This window comes from Rodentibacter ratti (assembly GCF_002000485.1).
Lineage (GTDB): Bacteria > Pseudomonadota > Gammaproteobacteria > Enterobacterales > Pasteurellaceae > Rodentibacter > Rodentibacter ratti.
Genome location: NZ_MLAJ01000006.1, coordinates 61,091 through 79,762, shown reverse-complemented (window position 1 = coordinate 79,762; position 18,672 = coordinate 61,091). Strand labels below are relative to the sequence as shown.

At 38.9% G+C, this 18,672-nt stretch carries 16 protein-coding genes, 1 pseudogene and 1 riboswitch; of the genes and pseudogenes, 10 read left to right on the top strand and 7 right to left on the bottom strand.

The genetic code is table 11. From position 1 onward, the window contains the following. Nucleotides 1–114 precede the first annotated feature (114 nt). Both BKG94_RS06885 and ttcA read right to left on the bottom strand, forming a co-directional pair. Complete coding sequence (locus tag BKG94_RS06885; protein ID WP_077435559.1) at nucleotides 115–444, bottom strand: TusE/DsrC/DsvC family sulfur relay protein; 330 nt, start codon at nucleotides 442–444, stop codon at nucleotides 115–117. A gap of 1 nt (nucleotide 445) precedes the next feature. Next, complete coding sequence (gene ttcA, locus BKG94_RS06880; RefSeq protein WP_077435557.1) at nucleotides 446–1,378, bottom strand: tRNA 2-thiocytidine(32) synthetase TtcA; 933 nt, start codon at nucleotides 1,376–1,378, stop codon at nucleotides 446–448. Nucleotides 1,379–1,532: 154 nt separating this feature from the next. On the opposite strand from ttcA, the gene mukF reads away from it, so the two are divergent. The 7 genes and pseudogenes from mukF (at nucleotide 1,533) to ftnA (BKG94_RS06845) (ending at nucleotide 12,359) form a co-directional block, all read left to right on the top strand. Beyond that, nucleotides 1,533–2,867 carry a chromosome partition protein MukF gene (mukF, locus tag BKG94_RS06875; protein WP_077435555.1) on the top strand — a complete coding sequence of 445 codons (1,335 nt, stop codon included), beginning with the start codon at nucleotides 1,533–1,535 and terminating at the stop codon, nucleotides 2,865–2,867. Between the two features lie 68 nt (nucleotides 2,868–2,935). After that, nucleotides 2,936–3,694, top strand: coding sequence for a chromosome partition protein MukE (gene mukE, locus BKG94_RS06870; protein WP_077435553.1), 759 nt, complete (start codon nucleotides 2,936–2,938; stop codon nucleotides 3,692–3,694). Between the two features lie 101 nt (nucleotides 3,695–3,795). Next, nucleotides 3,796–8,211, top strand: a pseudogene (gene mukB / locus BKG94_RS06865) (chromosome partition protein MukB); the annotation flags it as partial. Nucleotides 8,212–8,322: 111 nt separating this feature from the next. Further along, complete coding sequence (locus BKG94_RS06860) at nucleotides 8,323–9,198, top strand: hypothetical protein (protein WP_077435549.1); 876 nt, start codon at nucleotides 8,323–8,325, stop codon at nucleotides 9,196–9,198. Between the two features lie 11 nt (nucleotides 9,199–9,209). Further along, nucleotides 9,210–10,631, top strand: coding sequence for an exodeoxyribonuclease I (gene sbcB, locus BKG94_RS06855; RefSeq protein ID WP_077435547.1), 1,422 nt, complete (start codon nucleotides 9,210–9,212; stop codon nucleotides 10,629–10,631). A gap of 720 nt (nucleotides 10,632–11,351) precedes the next feature. Continuing rightward, entirely contained in the window at nucleotides 11,352–11,840 is a 489-nt protein-coding gene (gene ftnA / locus BKG94_RS06850) for a non-heme ferritin (RefSeq protein WP_077435545.1), read from the top strand. Between the two features lie 18 nt (nucleotides 11,841–11,858). Beyond that, nucleotides 11,859–12,359, top strand: a complete 501-nt coding sequence (gene ftnA / locus BKG94_RS06845) for a non-heme ferritin (RefSeq protein WP_077435543.1) — start codon at nucleotides 11,859–11,861, stop codon at nucleotides 12,357–12,359. 43 nt (nucleotides 12,360–12,402) lie between these two features. On the opposite strand, the gene moaE is transcribed toward ftnA (BKG94_RS06845), so the two are convergent. The 4 genes from moaE to moaA all read right to left on the bottom strand — a co-directional run bounded on the left by moaE (nucleotide 12,403) and on the right by moaA (nucleotide 14,637). Beyond that, complete coding sequence (moaE, locus tag BKG94_RS06840) at nucleotides 12,403–12,855, bottom strand: molybdopterin synthase catalytic subunit MoaE (protein WP_077435541.1); 453 nt, start codon at nucleotides 12,853–12,855, stop codon at nucleotides 12,403–12,405. A gap of 1 nt (nucleotide 12,856) precedes the next feature. Further along, the gene (gene moaD / locus BKG94_RS06835) at nucleotides 12,857–13,102 is read right to left on the bottom strand and encodes a molybdopterin synthase sulfur carrier subunit (protein WP_077435539.1); all 246 of its coding nucleotides are present in this window, start codon (nucleotides 13,100–13,102) and stop codon (nucleotides 12,857–12,859) included. Next, on the bottom strand, nucleotides 13,103–13,582 hold the full coding sequence (gene moaC / locus BKG94_RS06830; protein ID WP_077435537.1) for a cyclic pyranopterin monophosphate synthase MoaC: 480 nt from the start codon (nucleotides 13,580–13,582) through the stop codon (nucleotides 13,103–13,105). 41 nt (nucleotides 13,583–13,623) lie between these two features. Continuing rightward, complete coding sequence (gene moaA / locus BKG94_RS06825) at nucleotides 13,624–14,637, bottom strand: GTP 3',8-cyclase MoaA (protein ID WP_077435535.1); 1,014 nt, start codon at nucleotides 14,635–14,637, stop codon at nucleotides 13,624–13,626. Then, nucleotides 14,626–14,767, bottom strand: a riboswitch (molybdenum cofactor riboswitch). (Overlaps the previous gene by 12 nt.) A 146-nt stretch (nucleotides 14,768–14,913) precedes the next feature. On the opposite strand from moaA, the gene BKG94_RS06820 reads away from it, so the two are divergent. After that, a complete protein-coding gene (locus tag BKG94_RS06820) occupies nucleotides 14,914–15,849 on the top strand; it encodes a gluconeogenesis factor YvcK family protein (RefSeq protein ID WP_077435533.1) in 936 nt (311 codons plus the stop codon). Between the two features lie 45 nt (nucleotides 15,850–15,894). Here the strand turns inward: BKG94_RS06820 and thiI are convergent, their stop codons facing one another. Further along, complete coding sequence (gene thiI, locus BKG94_RS06815) at nucleotides 15,895–17,346, bottom strand: tRNA uracil 4-sulfurtransferase ThiI (RefSeq protein ID WP_077435531.1); 1,452 nt, start codon at nucleotides 17,344–17,346, stop codon at nucleotides 15,895–15,897. Nucleotides 17,347–17,516: 170 nt separating this feature from the next. On the opposite strand from thiI, the gene xseB reads away from it, so the two are divergent. Continuing rightward, the gene (gene xseB / locus BKG94_RS06810; RefSeq protein WP_077435529.1) at nucleotides 17,517–17,756 is read left to right on the top strand and encodes an exodeoxyribonuclease VII small subunit; all 240 of its coding nucleotides are present in this window, start codon (nucleotides 17,517–17,519) and stop codon (nucleotides 17,754–17,756) included. A 1-nt stretch (nucleotide 17,757) separates the two neighbouring features. Then, entirely contained in the window at nucleotides 17,758–18,648 is an 891-nt protein-coding gene (gene ispA, locus BKG94_RS06805) for a (2E,6E)-farnesyl diphosphate synthase (protein ID WP_077435527.1), read from the top strand. The last annotated feature ends 24 nt before the right edge of the window (nucleotides 18,649–18,672 follow it).

Genomic DNA, 18,672 nt, shown 5'->3' with positions numbered 1-18,672 from the left:
AATTATTTTAATAAACCTTGTGTGGTAAAAATAAAAGACCGCAAAAGTGCGGTCGTTTTTCTTATTCGTTTCGGTATGATGTGGCAAATGCAAAGATAGACATACTGCGTAGTTTCAAAGGCATTTTGCCGGTTTAGGTAAACCGGCGAGTTTTGTTGCTTGTTTTGCCGGGCCTTCCGGGAAAAGACGTTGTAAATAACGACTGTTTCCTTTATCTGCTCCGAGTTTATCCGCCATGGCTTTCACAAGCATTCTGATTGCCGGCGAGGTGTTATATTCTTGATAAAAATCCCGTACAAAATAGATAACTTCCCAATGAGCAGGCGAAAGTTCAATATTTTCCTGCTGTGCTATGGCTTTAGCAACCTCTTCATTCCAGTCGTGGGTATTAGTGAGATAACCGGATGAATCGGTTTCAATTTGTTTTCCTTGTACTTCAATCATGTCATTTTACTTCTTTAAAACTAATCATTTCTTGAACAGAAAAATCTATGGATTCTTCATTATCAAATTGCATCGGTTCAATTCGTTCTTCATCAAATGCTGTATCACCTTCAACACCTTCTAATGGTTGTCCATGTTGAATATTTTTAAAATCAAAGAGTTTCGGATCGCACAAATGTGACAACGTGATGTTTTGCATTGCGCTGAACATGGTTTCTAAACGTCCCGGATATTGTCGATCCCAAGTATTGAGCATTTCTTTTACCACTTGGCGTTGTAAATTCGGTTGAGAACCACATAAATTACAAGGGATAATCGGAAATTTTTTCGTCACCGCATATTTTTCAATATCTTTTTCTTTGCAGTAAGCCAATGGACGAATGACGATTTGTTTCCCATCATCTGAAATTAATTTTGGCGGCATAGATTTTAATTTTCCGCCGTAAAACATATTTAAAAACAGGGTAGCCAACATATCATCACGGTGATGGCCAAGCGCGATTTTTGTCGCCCCCAATTCTGTGGCAGTACGGTATAAAATGCCACGACGTAGGCGGGAACAGAGCGAACAAGTGGTTTTGCCTTCCGGAATTTTTTCTTTCACAATGCCGTAGGTGTTTTCTTGCACGATTTTGTAATCCACCCCTATACTTTCTAAATAAGTCGGCAAAACGTGCTCCGGAAAACCCGGTTGTTTTTGATCAAGATTTACTGCCACAATATCAAACTTAACGGGAGCACTTTGTTGTAAATTTAACAAAATGTCTAAAAGCGTATAACTGTCTTTTCCGCCAGATAAGCATACCATCACCTTGTCGCCATCTTCTATCATACCGAAATCTGCAATCGCATTTCCTACGTTGCGGCGCAAGCGTTTCTGTAATTTATTGAAATTATAGTTTTGTTTTTTTTCTTGTTGGGTTAATTCGCTCATTCTGTTTTTTGGCTTGTTTATATTTATAAAAGGGGCATATTATACGTGAAAAAGGGAAAGTACGGTCAATTCAAAAGAAGATTTTTAAGATCCGCAAAAATTCCTGTATAATCATTCCAATTTTTTGTTCAATTTTAACACGCTATCATTATCAATGATTGAGACATCACAAACCATTCCAGAACTCGTCTCTTGGGCAAAAGAACGCGAGTTTTCACTGAATTTACCCACCGAGCGTTTGGTATTTTTGTTGGCGATTGCTATTTATAACAATGAGCAATTAGACGGCGAGATGTTAGAAGCCGATCTCGTGGATATTTTTCGCCATACTATTAATGCTTTCGATCAATCTACTGATGCGATTGCCACCCGTGCCAATAATGCGATCAATGAGCTGGTCAAACAACGTTTATTGAATCGTTTTAGTAGCGAGTTTACTGAAGGCTTGGCAATCTATCGCCTAACACCACTCGGTGTTGGTGTGTCCGATTATTATATACGCCAACGTGAATTTTCCACGTTAAGGCTTTCCGTGCAGCTTTCCATCGTTGCCGATGAAATACAAAGGGCATCAAATTCAGCGGAGGAGGGCGCTCAACATAACGAAAGCGAGCATTATTGGCGTAAAAATGTCTTTGCCCCTTTGAAATATTCGGTGGCTGAAATTTTTGATAGCATTGATCTTTCACAACGTATTATGGATGAAAATCAACAAAGCATTAAAGAGGAAATTGCCGAGCTTTTAACCAAAGATTGGCAAGCGGCAATTTCAAGTTGTGAACGTTTGTTGGACGAAACTTCGGGTAATTTACGTGAATTACAAGATACCTTAAATGCAGCCGGTGATAAACTTCAAGCGCAATTATTGCGGATTCAAGATTGTGTGATTGAGCGTGATGATTTGTATTTTATTGATCAATTAATTACCGATTTGCAATCGAAGCTCGATCGAATTATCAGTTGGGGGCAGCAAGCCATTGATTTGTGGATTGGTTATGACCGCCATGTGCATAAGTTTATCCGTACTGCTATTGATATGGATAAAAATCGTGTTTTTTCACAACGTTTACGTCAGTCTATCCATCATTATTTTGATCATCCTTGGTTTTTATGGACGGCACAAGCGGATCGCCTCGTTGATTTACGTGATGAAGAAATGGTACTACGTGAAGATGATGCTCTCGGTGAATTACCGGAAGCGTTGCAATATGAATCTTTAGCGGATTTACATGATCAGATTGTTGACCATATGCAAAACTTGTTGATTCAATACCGTGAAAATAATCGTCCGATAGATTTAAGTGTGATACTTAAAGAACAACTGGATAGCTATCCGTTTTCCCGTCATTTTGATGTAGCCCGTATTATTGTGGATCAAGCGGTACGCTTAGGAATCGCAAACGATGATTTATCCGGCGTTTATCCGAATTGGAAAGAAATTAACAAGCAAGGTGCTGAGGTACAGGCTCACGTGATTGATAAGTATTAAAGTGCGGTCAATTTTAAAAGAGATTTAATTATCCCGGGACAGGATATAAAAAGTAAGAGAAATAAACCATGATAGATAATCTTCAAGATGTAATTTCCCCAAAACTTGCGACGGCGATTGCGAATCCGCTATTTCCTACGGTGGACAGCCTTTTGCGTTCAGGTCGCCATATCAGCACGGAACAGCTTGATAATCACGCCTTTTTAATGGATTTCCAAAATGAGTTGGACGGTTTTTATCGCCGCTATAATGTGGAACTTATTCGTGCGCCTGAAGGCTTTTTCTATTTACGCCCGAAAGCAACCACTCTGATTGCCCGTTCGGTACTTTCCGAATTGGAAATGCTAGTGGGAAAAGTGCTTTGCTATCTCTATCTAAGCCCGGAACGTTTGGCGCAGCAGGGCATTTTTAGCACACAGGAAGTGTATGACGAATTATTAAACTTGGCGGATGAAAGTAAATTATTAAAAGCAGTAAACCAACGTTCCAGCGGTTCTGATTTAGATAAACAAAAATTAGCAGAAAAAGTGCGTGCGGCAATTGGTCGTTTACGCCGTTTAGGAATGATTCATACAGTGGGGGAACAAAATAGCGGCAAATTTACGATCGCCGAGTCGGTTTTCCGTTTTGGGGCAGAAGTGCGTTCCGGTGATGATGCACTAGAAGCGCAGGCCCGTTTAATACGTGATGGGGAAGCCGCCACACCACAATCTTTACAACTTGAAAAACAAGCACTGACAAATACAGAACATCAGCCTGAAGAAATGGACGAAGAAAGTGCGGTTGAAATTGAAGAAGAATTTGATGATGCAGGAGAACAAGAATAATGTCTGATGTATTAGAATTGCAAAGTGATATTGCACAGCACGAGTCACCGGAACAAGACATTGAAAAAATGGAAGAAAGCCAGTTTGTTACGCCAATCATCAATCATGGGGTTGAACGTGGTAAATTTCGCTCATTAACTTTAATCAACTGGAACGGTTTTTTTGCCCGCACTTTTGATTTAGACGAGCTGGTGACGACACTTTCCGGCGGTAACGGTGCAGGAAAATCAACCACCATGGCAGGTTTTGTTACTGCGCTCATTCCGGATTTAACATTACTTCATTTCCGCAACACCACAGAAGCCGGTTCAACCGGTGGATCACGCGACAAAGGTTTACACGGGAAATTACGTCCGGGTGTTTGTTACGCTGTATTGGATACCATAAATTCCCGTCATCAACGCATTCTTGTAGGGGTTCGGCTACAACAAGTTGCCGGACGTGATAAAAAAGTCGATTTAAAAACTTTCTCTATTCAAGGCGTAGAATTATCGCAAAATCCGACCGCACTTTTCACCGAAAGCGTAGGGGAACGTCAAGCACGCGTGCTGAATTTAAACGAACTTAAAGATAAGATTGAAAATCTCGGGGCGCAGTTTAAACAATACCATTCCATCAGTGATTATCATGGCATGATGTTCGATCTCGGCATTATTCCAAAACGCCTGCGTTCTGCATCGGATCGTAGCAAATTCTATAAACTTATCGAAGCCTCCTTATACGGCGGGATTTCAAGTGCCATCACCCGTTCGTTACGTGATTATTTATTGCCGGAAAATTTAGGTGTACGTAAAGCTTTCCAAGATATGGAAAGCGCATTACGTGAGAATCGTATGACGTTGGAAGCCATTAAGGTTACTCAGTCTGATCGTGATTTATTCAAGCATTTAATCACCGAAACGACCAATTATGTGGCATCGGATTATATGCGTAATGCGAACGAACGCCGTGGCAATATTGAAGCGGCGCTGGAATTTCGTCGTGAATGGTATAAAGCTAAGGCGGAGCAAGAGCTTTCACAGCACCGTTTAATCGATTTAAGCCGTGAAGTTGCCGAACTTGCAGAGAATGAACGTACCTTGGAAGTGGATCACCAAAGTGCGCAAGATCATTTGAATCTTGTATTGAACGCACTTCGCCATCAAGAGAAAATATCTCGTTATCAAGAAGATGTTACAGAGCTTTCCGAACGTTTAGAAGAGCAAAAAATCGTTGTGGAAACGGCCAATGAGCAACTTGAAGAAAGCCAAGCGCTGTTTGAGCAAACAGAGAGCGAAATTGATGAAGTTCGCAGCCAACTAGCCGATTATCAGCAAGCATTAGATGCTCAACAAACGCGCGCATTACAATATCAACAAGCGATTGCCGCTTTAGAAAAAGCGAAAAGTTTATGCGGTTTAGCCGAACTGAATGTAAAAAATGTCGCAGATTACCATGCAGAATTTGAAGCTCACGCAGAAAGTTTGACGGAAACGGTATTGGAATTAGAACATAAAATGTCTATTTCTGAAGCGGCAAAATCCCAATTTGATAAGGCTTACCAATTAGTTTGTAAAATTGCCGGCGATATACCTCGATCTGCCGCTTGGGAAAGTGCTAAAGAATTATTGCGTGAATACCCAAGTCAAAAATTGCAGGCACAACAAACGCCACAACTTCGTGCCAAATTAAGTGAATTGGAACAACGTTATGCGCAACAACAAAGTGCGGTCAAATTATTAAATGATTTTAATCATCGGGCGGATTTAAATTTAGAAACAGCTGATGAGTTAGAAGCCTATCATGCGGAACAAGAAGCGTTAGTAGAGGAGCTTTCTGCCGATCTTTCTGAACAACTGGAAGCTCGCTCAATGCTTCGCCAAAAACGTGAAAATTTAACCGCACTTTATGATGAAAATGCTCGCAAAGCACCGGCCTGGTTGACTGCCCAAGCAGCACTGGAACGTTTGGAAGAGCAGAGTGGTGAGACTTTTCAACATAGTCAGGATGTGATGAATTTTATGCAGGCGCAACTCGTGAAAGAACGCGAATTGACGATGCAACGTGATCAGCTTGAACAAAGACGCCAACAATTAGATGAGCAAATTTCTCGTTTAAGCCAACCTGATGGCTCCGAAGATGCACGTTTAAATGCTCTTGCAGAACGTTTTGGCGGTGTATTGCTTTCTGAACTTTATGATGATGTACCGATTGAAGATGCACCATATTTCTCCGCACTTTACGGACCGGCACGGCATGCCATTGTGGTTCGTGATTTAAACGCTATAAGAGAACAGTTAACCCAGCTTGATGACTGCCCGGATGATCTTTATTTAATTGAAGGTGATCCAAGTGCTTTTGATGATAGTGTACTATCCGCTCAGGAGCTTGAGCTTGGCGTAGTGGTGCAAGTATCGGAACGTGAATTACGTTATTCTAAATTCCCGGAAATTCCATTATTTGGGCGCGCAGCTCGTGAAAAACATTTAGCAGCTTTAGAAATTCAACGTGATGAAGTTGCAGAAGATCATGCGCAAGTTGCGTTTGATGTGCAAAAATGCCAACGTTTACACGAACATTTCAGTCAATTTGTCGGTTTACATTTAGCTCTTGCGTTCCAGCCAAACCCAGAAGAATTAATGGCAGAAATCAATCGTGAACGCAATGAAATTGATCGTGAATTAAATCAATTTAATAGTGGTGAACAGCAATTACGTATTCAATTAGATAATGCAAAAGAAAAAATGCAATTGCTGAATAAATTAATTCCACAACTCAGCGTATTGGCTGATGAAGATTTAATTGATCGTATTGAGGAGTGTCGTGAACAATTAGACCTTGCTGAGCAAGATGAATTGTTTATTCGCCAATATGGTATGACGTTGTCACAATTAGAACCGATTGCCAATAGTCTGCAAAGCGATCCGGAACATTATGAAGAGCTGAAAAACGAATTAACGCAAGCTATTGAGCGTCAAAAACAAGTTCAACAACGAGTTTTTGCCTTGGCTGATGTCGTACAACGTAAACATCATTTTGCATATGAAGATCGTGTTCAGACAGAAACTTCAGAATTGAACGAACAACTTCGCCAACGTTTGGAACAAATGCAAACCCAACGAGATGCACAACGTGAACAACTTCGTCAAAAACAAGTTCAGTTTGCCCAATATAATCAGGTTTTCATTGGATTACAAAGTTCTTATGACAGCAAAAGTCAGCTATTAGAAGAACTCATCAGCGAAATTGACGAATTGGGTGTACGTGCCGATGAAGGGGCAGAAGAGCGAGCACGTATCCGACGTGATGAGTTGAATCAACAGCTTTCAATCAATCGCCAAAGACGTTCTTATGTAGAAAAACAACTTACCTTAATTGAGAGTGAAGCAGAGAATTTAAATCGTCGAATTCGTAAAGCAGAGCGTGATTACAAAACTCAGCGGGAGTTGATCATCGCAGCAAAAGCGAGTTGGTGCGTTGTGTTGCGTTTATCCCGTCATTCTGATGTTGAAAAACGCTTAAATCGCCGTGAACTGGCTTATTTGTCCGCAGATGAACTCCGTTCAATGTCGGATAAGGCATTAGGAGCATTACGCACGGCCGTTGCGGACAACGAATATTTACGTGATAGCTTACGTGCATCAGAAGATAGTCGTAAACCGGAAAATAAAGTACGCTTCTTTATTGCGGTCTATCAACATTTACGTGAACGTATCCGCCAAGATATTATTAAAACCGATGATCCGATTGATGCTATTGAACAAATGGAAATCGAGCTTTCCCGTCTAACGGCGGAACTCACCGGACGTGAGAAAAAACTAGCGATAAGCTCCGAAAGTGTAGCGAATATTATGCGTAAAACCATTCAGCGTGAGCAAAACCGTATTCGTATGCTGAACCAAGGTTTACAAAATATCGCTTTCGGTCAGGTGAAATCCGTGCGTCTTGTGGTTAATATCCGTGATACACACGCGATGTTACTGGATGCGCTTTCCGGTCAGCAAGATGAATACCAAGATTTATTTAATGACAATCGTATTACTTTCTCTGAAGCAATGGCGAAGCTTTATCAACGCATTAACCCGCATATTGATATGGGGCAACGCACGGCACAAACCATCGGGGAAGAATTATTGGATTATCGCAATTATCTTGAATTGGAAGTGGAAGTTTTCCGTGGTGCAGACGGTTGGTTACGTGCGGAAAGTGGGGCATTATCAACCGGCGAGGCGATCGGTACGGGGATGTCAATTCTCTTAATGGTGGTGCAAAGTTGGGAAGAAGAAAGCCGCCGCATTCGTGGAAAAGATATTGTGCCTTGCCGGTTATTATTCCTTGATGAAGCTGCACGTCTTGACGGCAAGTCCATTTCCACCTTATTTGAATTGTGCGAACGGCTAGATATGCAACTCCTCATCGCCGCACCGGAAAATATTAGCCCGGAAAAAGGAACGACTTATAAACTGGTACGTAAAATCTCAGGAAACCAAGAACACGTTCATGTGGTTGGATTACGTGGTTTTGGCGTAACGGAGTAGAGGATAAGTGCGGTTAAAAATGAGCGTGTTTTTGACCGCACTTTTTTGTTGAAAATATCCATTTCTTCTAAAAATTATTAATTTTTGATCAAGTAGTAGTCAGGGAACAAAATGTACAATCTCATACTCGCTATTTTATTCAGTGTGTCCGTTTCTGTTTTACTCAAAATTGCACGCAAGAAAAATATCATTGTAGAGCAAGCTATTGCTTTTAACTATATTGTTGCCTTGTCATTAAGCTATTTTTTGTTAAAACCGGATTTCAAAGGATTGGAATTTACGGATTATATTGCACAAAGTGATAGCGCTCCCATTTTCTTCGCACTAGGGCTATTGTTGCCAAGTGTGTTTATTGTTATGTCGAAAGCCGTGGAATTTGCCGGTATTGTTCGCTCAGATGCGGCACAACGCCTCTCGTTATTTCTGCCAATTTTAGCCACATTTTTAATTTTCGACGAAACATTGAGTCAATCAAAAATAGTCGGGATTCTCTTAGCATTTATGGGACTATTTTGCTTATTGACGAAATCAAACCATGGACAAAGTGCGGTCAATTTTAAGGGCATTTTAGGATTAATCGGTGTATGGTTTGGCTATGGCATTATTGATATTTTATTCAAACAAGTGGCAAAAAGTGGTGGGGTATTTTCAGCCACATTATTTATTTCGTTTTCTCTTGCCTCTTGTGTAATGTTTTTTTATTTATTAGTCAAACGTACGCAATGGACTGTACCAAGCTTTGTCGGCGGTATTATTTTAGGGGGACTAAATTTCTTTAATATTTTATTTTATATTAAAGCTCATCAAAGTTTTGGCGAAAACCCGACTTTAGTTTTTGCAGGTATGAATATCGGTGTTATTTGCTTGGGAACAGTGACCGGTGCTTTAGCATTTAAGGAAAAGATCAGTAAAATTAACTGGTTAGGTATCGTCTTTAGTTTAACTGCTATCTTTTGTTTATTTTATTTAGATAAAATTTTGGCTTAAAAGAGAATATCATGTCAAATAACTTTACCTTCTTTATCTATGACTATGAAAGTTTTGGGATCAGTCCATCTAAAGATCGCCCGGCTCAATTTGCTGGTATTCGTACTGATGCTGATTTTAATATTATCGGCGAACCTGTAATGCTTTATTGTAAGCAAACAAACGATTATTTACCTTCTCCGGAAGCTGTGATAGTGACTGGAATCACTCCTCAAGAATGCAACGAAAAGGGGATTTCTGAGCCGGAGTTTGCCGAAAAAATTTTAGCTGAATTTTCTCAACCTAACACCTGTGTAATGGGGTACAACAACATTCGTTTTGATGATGAAATGACGCGTTATACCTTTTATCGCAATTTTATCGATCCTTATGAATATAGCTGGAAAAATGGGAACTCCCGTTGGGATTTATTAGATTTGGTGCGGGCTTGCTACGCATTACGCCCAGATGGAATAAATTGGCCGTTTGATGAAAACGGAATCCCTAGTTTTAAACTAGAAAAACTTACCAAAGCGAATGGAATTGAACACGAGAATGCGCATGATGCTATGGCCGATGTTTATGCGACTATTGCTATGGCAAAATTAATTAAGGAAAAACAGCCTAAATTATTCCAGTATTTCTTTGAAAATCGTGGCAAAAGGGAAGTAGAAAAACTCATTGATACGGCAGAAATGACACCGTTAGTTCACGTTTCAGGTATGTTTGGTAATTATCGCGGTAATTGTACTTGGATTGCTCCCTTAGCTTGGCATCCGACTAATCAAAATGCTGTAATTACGTGTGATTTAAGTGGTGACATTGATAATTTATTGGCAAAAAGTGCGGATGAATTAAGAATCGATTTATATACTAAAAAAACCGAATTAGATGAAAGGGAAGTCCCATCTGTACCGTTAAAACTTGTACATATTAATAAATGTCCTATTCTTGCGCCAGCTAAAACCTTATTGCCTAAAAATGCAGAACGCTTGGGTATAAATCGTCAATTATGCTTAGAAAATTTAGCTAAATTGCGTACGTCTTTTGATATTCGCGAAAAAGTGACCGATATATTTAGTGAAGAGCGTATTTTTGAACCAAGTGACAATGTTGAAACTGAACTTTATAATGGTTTTTTCAGTAATGCCGATAAAAATAATATGGCGATTTTACGCCAATTGCCGGAGGATAAATTAGCTGAACATGGATTAGCCTTTGAGGATAAGCGAATAGCAGATTTATTATTTCATTATCGTGCACGACATTTTTATAAAACACTAACACGGGCAGAACAAATCAAATGGCAGAAATATCGTCAACGTAAACTGGAACAAAGTCTGAGTGATTTTGAGAGTAGTTTAAGAGCGCTCGCTGACGAAAATGCTAATAATCCTGAAAAACTTTTTTTACTGCAACAAGTTTACGAATATGGAGTAAAATTGTTCGAATAATTAGTGACCGTATCACAAGAGATTTTTTAAAATGGAAGCATATTCAGAAATGAATGTGCTTTTGTTTTTTAAGTCCTAAATAAGTTCTATAGAAAATTTATGCCTCATTAGGATAGCCACATCCATCTAATAATTTTATAAATATCTGACACACCTAAGCCTTGACAAAAACCTGACAATCAACTTCAATCATTCAATAAAATACCTCAAAAAGCCGTTACAAGGCGTAAAAATCACTGTATTTGTCTTGTTTAACTAGTATCTGTGACCTGTGCATAACTCTGTGATTTTATTAATCCGTAGTTTTCACTCACCTTATCACTAATTTCGCATAATGTATATTATGTTAAATTAACTGTAAGATTTTGTCACTTTTAGAACGTTTGTTTTTCTACTCTATTTGTTTAAGAAAAAATTAGGCAGATCTAATTCTTGGGTTTAAGAAACTAATGGTTAGTTTTACTGTTTATTGGATAAAGCGAATGAATGGTTAAAACTAAATTTCGGTAAAATCAGTTTCAAAGTAATAAGATACCAAGGAAGGCATTAATTGTTACATTCTAAATTATTGCTATAAATGAGAATAATTCACTTTGTTTTATCCTTTTAAAATTAATGGTTTGTAAAAAATAAAGTGTAAAATATATTGAAAATTCTCATTTATCTATCTAGAATGTCCTAGATTCATTATTTCATCAATCAAGTGAAAAGGAGCTAGTTATGCTTAATCAAGCAATTACAGATAAACTGAATGAACAAATTAATCTGGAATTTTATTCTTCTAATGTTTATCTACAAATGAGTGCATGGTGTTCAAAACATGGTTATGAAGGTGCTGCGGCTTTTTTACTTCGTCATGCAGACGAAGAATTAGAACATATGCATAAATTGTTCCAGTATGTGAATGAAACTAGCGGTATGCCGCTTTTAGGTAAAATCGAAGCGCCGAAAAATGACTATACATCATTAAAAGAAATATTTGAAATTACCCTAGAACACGAAAAACTTGTTACTTCAAAAATTAATGAATTAGTTGAGGTGACTTTTGCAAATAAAGACTACTCTACCTTTAATTTCTTACAATGGTATGTTGCTGAGCAACATGAAGAAGAAAAATTATTTAGTAGTATTATTGATAAATTTAATTTGGTCGGTGAAGACGGTAGAGGTTTATATTTCGTTGATCGTGATTTGGCAACGTTAGAATAGGATAATAGGAGAAATAAGATGTTATCAGCAAATGTCGTAAAACTATTAAATGATCAGATGAATTTAGAATTTTATTCATCTAATTTGTATCTTCAGATGAGTGCTTGGTGTGAACAACAAGGTTTTGAAGGTACGACAAAATTCCTATCTGCACATGCTGCAGAAGAAATGCAACATATGCGCAAATTATTCACTTATTTGAATGAAACCGGCGCGTTAGCTGTTATTTCTGCGATTGAAGCTCCACCTCACGAGTATAAATCATTAAAAGATGTGATTGAAATTACTTACCAACACGAAAAATTGATTACCAGTAAAATCAATGAGTTAGTAGGTCGTACTTTTGAAGAAAAAGACTATTCAGCATTCAATTTCTTACAATGGTATGTGGCTGAACAACACGAAGAAGAAAAACTCTTTAGCGGTATTCTAGATAAACTTAACCTTCTTGGTGAAGATGGTAAAGGCTTATTCTTAATCGACAAAGATTTAGGTAATCTTGCCGGTTTGGAAAGTTAAATCATTAAAATGCAAAGCTCGGTATTCCCGAGCTTTTTTAGTTTTACCATTTTTCTAACGATTTTTTATCTGAGTCCCGGGCTTCAATCCAACGCTCTCCCTGGTTAGTCTGTTCTTTTTTCCAAAATGGGGCTTTTGATTTAAGGTAATCCATAATAAATTCATTCGCCTGATAAGCCTCACCACGATGGGATGAAGATACACCGACTAATACAATTTCATCACCGGTATGTAATAACCCAACACGATGAATCACTGTAACCCGCTGAATATCCCAACGCTGTTTGGCTTCAGATACAATTTCCCGCAACGCTTTTTCTGTCATGGCCGGATAATGCTCCAAATAGAGGCTGGACACGTCATCACCTAAATTCAGATCACGAACTTTTCCCACAAAAATAACGACTGCACCAACGGAATGCGGTGCTGAAAGCCACTGATAAACAGCATTTTGATCAAACTTTGCATCTTGCACAGAAATATGAATATCGCTCATATTAACCTCCTGTCACCGGAGGGAAAAAAGCAATTTCATCACCGGATTTAATCGTACTTTCAAGGGGCATTAAAGTTTGATTAATTGCCACAAGCAATTTTCCTTTTTCCAGCGCCAATGCCCATTTGTCACCTTGTTGAGCAAGGTGTTGGCGTAAGGCTTCTGCGCTAGAAAACTCCCCTTCTACTTTAGTTTCATCTAGCCCGATAATTTCACGTGTCTGACCAAAAAACAATACGTGTAACATCTACTTCTCCACTAAAAAATGACCTGATTTTCCACCGCTCTTTTCAAGTAGGCGAACTTGTGAAATCACGATATCTTTTTGCACCGCTTTGCACATATCATAAATGGTCAGCGCTGCAACACTCGCTGCAGTTAAGGCTTCCATTTCTACCCCTGTTTTTCCCGTAAGTTTGCAAAGGGATTCGATGCGAACTTGGTTCGTTTCAATCAGTGGTTCTAAGCTGACTTCCACTTTTGAAAGTAACAATGGGTGACATAATGGAATCAGTTCCCAAGTGCGTTTCGCCGCTTGGATACCCGCAATGCGTGCGGTAGCAAATACATCGCCTTTATGATGTTGTCCATTTAAGATCATCGATAATGTATCTTGTGACATGGTCACTAAGGCTTCGGCTCGTGCCTCGCGTACACTATCTGTTTTTTCAGATACGTCCACCATATTGGCTTCGCCCTGACTATTAATATGAGTAAATGTTGTCATAATTTAAAAAAGTGCGGTTAATTTTGAAAAAGTTTTGAATCTTACCCACCAATAGAGGCAAGATGGTTACGGATACCAGTATCACCTTGGTGTAAATAATGATGTTCACGTTTACCTTGCAAAGCAGCAAAAATGCGAGCTTGTAAACGTGCTTGATACTCATCAGATTGCAACAAATCACGCAATTCAATCCCTTCTTCGCCAAATAAGCAAAGATGTAGCTTGCCTTTTGACGAAACCCGTAAACGATTACAGCTTGCACAAAAGTTTTTTTCATAAGGCATAATCAGACCAATTTCGCCCTTATAATCAGTATGTTTAAAAACTTTTGCCGGTCCATCTGTTAGCGCTTTTTGTTGTTGACTCCAACCCAGTGAGATTAATTTATCAGCAAGAACTTGTCCTGAAAGATGATAACGATGGAAAAAGCTATCCATTTCTCCCGTTTGCATCAACTCGATAAAACGCATTTGAATCGGACGATGTTTCACCCAATCAAGAAATTGATTAAATTCAATATCATTTAAATTTTTCATCAATACCGAATTAACTTTGATTTTCTCGTAGCCCACTTCAAATGCTCGTTCAATTCCACGTATAACCTCTTCAAATTTGTTAATCCCCGTAATTTGGTGAAACATTTTGGGGTCGAGACTATCTACGCTCACATTAATAGAGGTAATGCCGGCACGTTTCCAAGCCTCCACATCTTTTAACATACGGTAGCCGTTTGTGGTTAAAGCCACTTGATTGATACCTTTGATTTGGGCAATATTTTCAGCTATCGCAAGAAAATCTTTACGCAACGTTGGTTCACCGCCGGTTAAACGAATCTTTTTCGTCCCCATATTGGCAAAAGCCTGTGCGACACGGGTAATTTCACTTAAAGTGAGAAAACTGGGTTTATCCGTTTCCGGTTGGTAGCCGTCTGGTAAGCAATAGTTGCAACGGAAATTACATTGATCAGTAATTGACAGCCGTAAATAATAGTAAGTACGCTGGAATGCATCGACTAAACGTGACGCCTCCACGTTTTTTATAGGAATTGATTGCATGAGACACCTTTCTAAAATGGAGAGGATAAGCCGTTTCCAACGTATCCCTGAATAACAAACATCGTTATTGGCATTGCCGTCATATTCGGTTGAGAACTTAGACTAAACAAGCTCGGAGTTATGCGATAGAATATTTTGGCATTTTAAAAGATTCTTGCTAAAAAACGCAATGAATTATGTAAACTTCATGATAAATTCAGTAAATTCTTTTAAATTTTTTATATAAATAAATATATAATGATTGATATATTAATTAATTTTAGGTAGAAAAATTTTATGTCAGACTTTACCCCACTGGGTCAGTATAAATACTTAAATGATCAACGTGTTGTTGCGATTGGCGGCGGACATGGTTTAGGGCGGGTAATGTCTGCTTTAAGTTTTATGAAAGAACGCCTTACCGGCATTGTTACTACCACGGATAACGGCGGTTCTACCGGTCGCATTCGTTTGCAGCAAGGTGGGATTGCTTGGGGGGATTTACGAAATTGTTTAAACCAAATCATTACTGAACCTAGTACTGCTTCCGCCCTATTTGAATATCGTTTTAGCGGTACAGGCGAACTTGGCGGACATAATTTGGGTAATTTAATGCTAAAAGCCCTTGAAGATATGCACGTTCGCCCGCTAGACGGCGTTAATTTGATTCGGGATTTATTACGGGTTAAATCCTATTTAATTCCGATGTCAGAAAGCCCCGTCCACCTCGCAGCAAGCCTTGGAGCCGGCTCCAGTATTGTGGGAGAAGTAAGCATTGATAATTTAACCGAAACACCGCAATCATTATTTCTTATTCCGCTGGTTCAGGCAACACCGGAAGCCATCCAAGCAATTGAGCAGGCTGATGTTATTTTATTCGGACCGGGAAGTTTCTTAACCAGTATTATGCCTCCTTTGCTTTTATCTGATATTGGCAGCGCAATTCGCACAAGTACGGCGAAAAAAATTTTTATTGATAATTTAGGCATTGAATTAGGTACTGCCGCTACCCTTTCTTTAACTGAGCGTATCCATTGGATTCACCATACTGTCGGCACAGATATTCTTGATGGTGTTATCACTCCAATACGGGGAAAAAGTGCGGTTGATATTTCAAGCATTTCTTCGGTAAAAATACTCGAAAAGCGCTTAAATGCGGATGATGTCAGTTACCGCCATGACCGCACTTTATTAGCAAAAGCTATTGATGAAATGTTAGAAGAGTTGAATTAGTTTTAGCCGCACAATTAAAGCATAAAAGTGCGGTCAATATTGAGGTTATTTTCTCACAAACACATAAACATTAGTGAAACCGTTTTCTTTTAAATACAAGGCTTGCAATTTACTCATCACACCACGTTCGCAATACAACATATAGTTTTTGCTTTGATCCAGTGAGCTAAATTGTGATGAAAGCTTATAAAACGGCATTTGTATAACTTCGTGGTGATCCGATTTAAAGGGTTTTTCATCGGTTTCTTCCGGGCTACGAATATCTAAAATGACATCGTTTTCATTTAGCTCTGAAGCCGTATCAACTTCTACTACTTCTTTTTCCGTTTCTTCTGCAATTTGACGAATATCTAAATATTGCGCATTTTCTACCGCACTTTCTAAAATAGAAAAATTAAAATGGCTTTCTTCCGCAAGAATTTTCTCACGTACCGCTTTGATAGTTGGATTTTTCGAGATCACACCACAGAACTCAGGCATTGATTTTGCAATATCATCAGTCCCAATTTCTTTCGCCATAGCAATAATTTGTTCTTTATCATGAGTGATTAAAGGACGTAATACCAAGGCATCTGCGGCTTCATCAATTAAGCGTAAGTTAGTTAAGGTTTGACTGGATACTTGTCCCAACGCCTCGCCGGTTACAATCGCTTCAATATTAAAACGTGCCGCCACTTTACTTGCTGCCCGTACCATCATTCGTTTTAAGACAACGCCCATTTGACCGTTATCGACTTTCTCTAAAATTTCGCCGACTACCCCTTCAAAATTAATCGCAATAAAGCGGACTTTGTGGGATGAACTATAACGTTGCCAAATATGATAAGCCATTTGTTTTACGCCAATTTCATGTGCCGCCCCGCCAAGATTGAAGAAACAATAATGCACCCGTGAACCTCGGCGAACCAACATATAACTCGACACACCTGAATCAAATCCCCCGGAAATCAAAGATAGCACATCCTCTTGCGTGCCAATAGGATAACCTCCGATAGCGGCGTGACGTGCTTTAACCAACATCATTTTGTCATCTTCAATATCAATCCGTACGGTTACATCAGGATTTTTTAATCGCACTTTTGCACTTTCAATATGTTGGTTTAAACCACCGCCAATATAACGCTCCGCTTCAATGGAGCTGAATTTATGCCTACCTTTACGTTTTACCCGAATACAAAAGGTTTTGTTTTGAAGTTGTTCTTTGACATCGGCAAGAGTGAGTTCAAAAATGTGGTGTAAATCTGTGAAAGATTTTTCCTCTACTTCTAAGAAATGATGAATACCCGGAATACGTTGCAATAATGCGATTAATTCTTCACGATTTTTTTCATTTTTTGACCGCACTTCAATGTAATCCCAATGGCGAACAACCGCGGTTTCTTCGTCATATTTTTGCAAAATATTGCGTATATTACTGGTGAGAATTTTAGCGAAACGTTTACGCACGGTTTCGCTTTTAATCATAATTTCAGGGAAAAGTTTAATAATAAATTTCATAAGAATAGAATTTGATAAAAAATGCCGGATATTTTACGCAAAGCAAGGGAAAAGTCCACAAAGCAAAATCAAGTGCAAGTTTTCCCATCGGTGTTTTTGAAATAAAACTTTAACATCCGATAAAATAAAGTACAATGTTGCATATTTTCCATAAAAAGGAACACTAAATAATGGCTCGCAAAGCGGTAACATCACAAGATTTTGAAACCACATTGATGCAACTGGAAACCATTGTTTCTCGTTTAGAAAGTGGCGAATTGCCTTTAGAAGAGGCGCTAAAAGAATTTGAACAGGGAATAAAATTGGCACAGTTAGGTCAAGAACGTTTACAGCAAGCGGAGCAGCGTATTCAAATTCTTTTGCAAAAAAGTGAAGATGCACCGCTGAGTGATTATCAAGGAAGCGAGTAAAATGAATCAATTTTTACAACAATCTACAGATGTTCAACAACGGATTAATTTATTTTTAGAGACGCGGTTTGATAATATTAAAAACCAGGGAGCACCATTACGTGATGCGATGAAATATGGTTTGTTGTTGGGCGGAAAAAGGGTTCGTCCTTTTTTAGTTTATGCAACAGGGAAAATGCTCGGAGCAAATGAACAATCTTTAGATTATGCTGCTGCTGCCATTGAAGCCATACACGCTTATTCCTTAATTCACGATGATTTACCGGCAATGGATAATGACGATTTACGCCGGGGACATCCCACCTGTCATATTGCTTTTGATGAAGCCACGGCAATTTTAGCCGGTGATGCACTACAAACTTTCGCTTTTGATATTCTCACTCAAACTCCTCACCTTTCAGCGGAACAAAAACTGGCATTGATTCAGATTTTAGCCCAAGCTTCCGGTGTACAGGGTATGTGTTTGGGGCAAAGTTTGGATCTGATTTCCGAAAATAAACAAATCAGCCTTGAGGAATTAGAAATCATTCACCGCAATAAAACCGGTGCATTACTCACCGCCGCTTTAAAACTGGGATTTATTTGTTCCCCCCATTTTGCAGATAGAGCACTAGAACAGTCCTTAACGCATTATGCTGAAGCCATTGGACTCGCCTTTCAAGTTCAGGATGATATTTTAGATATTGAGGGTAATAGTGAAGAAATTGGAAAACCAGTCGGTTCGGATTTAACTTTGGGTAAAAATACTTATCCGAAACTTCTCGGATTAGAGGGCGCAAAGCAAAAGGCACAAGATTTATATTTAACCGCGCTGTCCGAATTGGATAAAATCCCCTTTGATACCACCGCACTTCGTGCTTTAGCTAAATTTATTATTACAAGAAAGAGTTAATTGATACCGCGTCACAAATTAAAC

What these genes read in the sequence shown, in the direction of transcription:
- BKG94_RS06885 (WP_077435559.1), bottom strand. Translation starts at nt 444, where the DNA reads ATGATTGAAGTACAAGGAAAACAAATTGAAACCGATTCATCCGGTTAT.
- ttcA (WP_077435557.1), bottom strand. Translation starts at nt 1,378, where the DNA reads ATGAGCGAATTAACCCAACAAGAAAAAAAACAAAACTATAATTTCAAT.
- mukF (WP_077435555.1), top strand. Translation starts at nt 1,533, where the DNA reads ATGATTGAGACATCACAAACCATTCCAGAACTCGTCTCTTGGGCAAAA.
- mukE (WP_077435553.1), top strand. Translation starts at nt 2,936, where the DNA reads ATGATAGATAATCTTCAAGATGTAATTTCCCCAAAACTTGCGACGGCG.
- BKG94_RS06860 (WP_077435549.1), top strand. Translation starts at nt 8,323, where the DNA reads ATGTACAATCTCATACTCGCTATTTTATTCAGTGTGTCCGTTTCTGTT.
- sbcB (WP_077435547.1), top strand. Translation starts at nt 9,210, where the DNA reads ATGTCAAATAACTTTACCTTCTTTATCTATGACTATGAAAGTTTTGGG.
- ftnA (WP_077435545.1), top strand. Translation starts at nt 11,352, where the DNA reads ATGCTTAATCAAGCAATTACAGATAAACTGAATGAACAAATTAATCTG.
- ftnA (WP_077435543.1), top strand. Translation starts at nt 11,859, where the DNA reads ATGTTATCAGCAAATGTCGTAAAACTATTAAATGATCAGATGAATTTA.
- moaE (WP_077435541.1), bottom strand. Translation starts at nt 12,855, where the DNA reads ATGAGCGATATTCATATTTCTGTGCAAGATGCAAAGTTTGATCAAAAT.
- moaD (WP_077435539.1), bottom strand. Translation starts at nt 13,102, where the DNA reads ATGTTACACGTATTGTTTTTTGGTCAGACACGTGAAATTATCGGGCTA.
- moaC (WP_077435537.1), bottom strand. Translation starts at nt 13,582, where the DNA reads ATGACAACATTTACTCATATTAATAGTCAGGGCGAAGCCAATATGGTG.
- moaA (WP_077435535.1), bottom strand. Translation starts at nt 14,637, where the DNA reads ATGCAATCAATTCCTATAAAAAACGTGGAGGCGTCACGTTTAGTCGAT.
- BKG94_RS06820 (WP_077435533.1), top strand. Translation starts at nt 14,914, where the DNA reads ATGTCAGACTTTACCCCACTGGGTCAGTATAAATACTTAAATGATCAA.
- thiI (WP_077435531.1), bottom strand. Translation starts at nt 17,346, where the DNA reads ATGAAATTTATTATTAAACTTTTCCCTGAAATTATGATTAAAAGCGAA.
- xseB (WP_077435529.1), top strand. Translation starts at nt 17,517, where the DNA reads ATGGCTCGCAAAGCGGTAACATCACAAGATTTTGAAACCACATTGATG.
- ispA (WP_077435527.1), top strand. Translation starts at nt 17,758, where the DNA reads ATGAATCAATTTTTACAACAATCTACAGATGTTCAACAACGGATTAAT.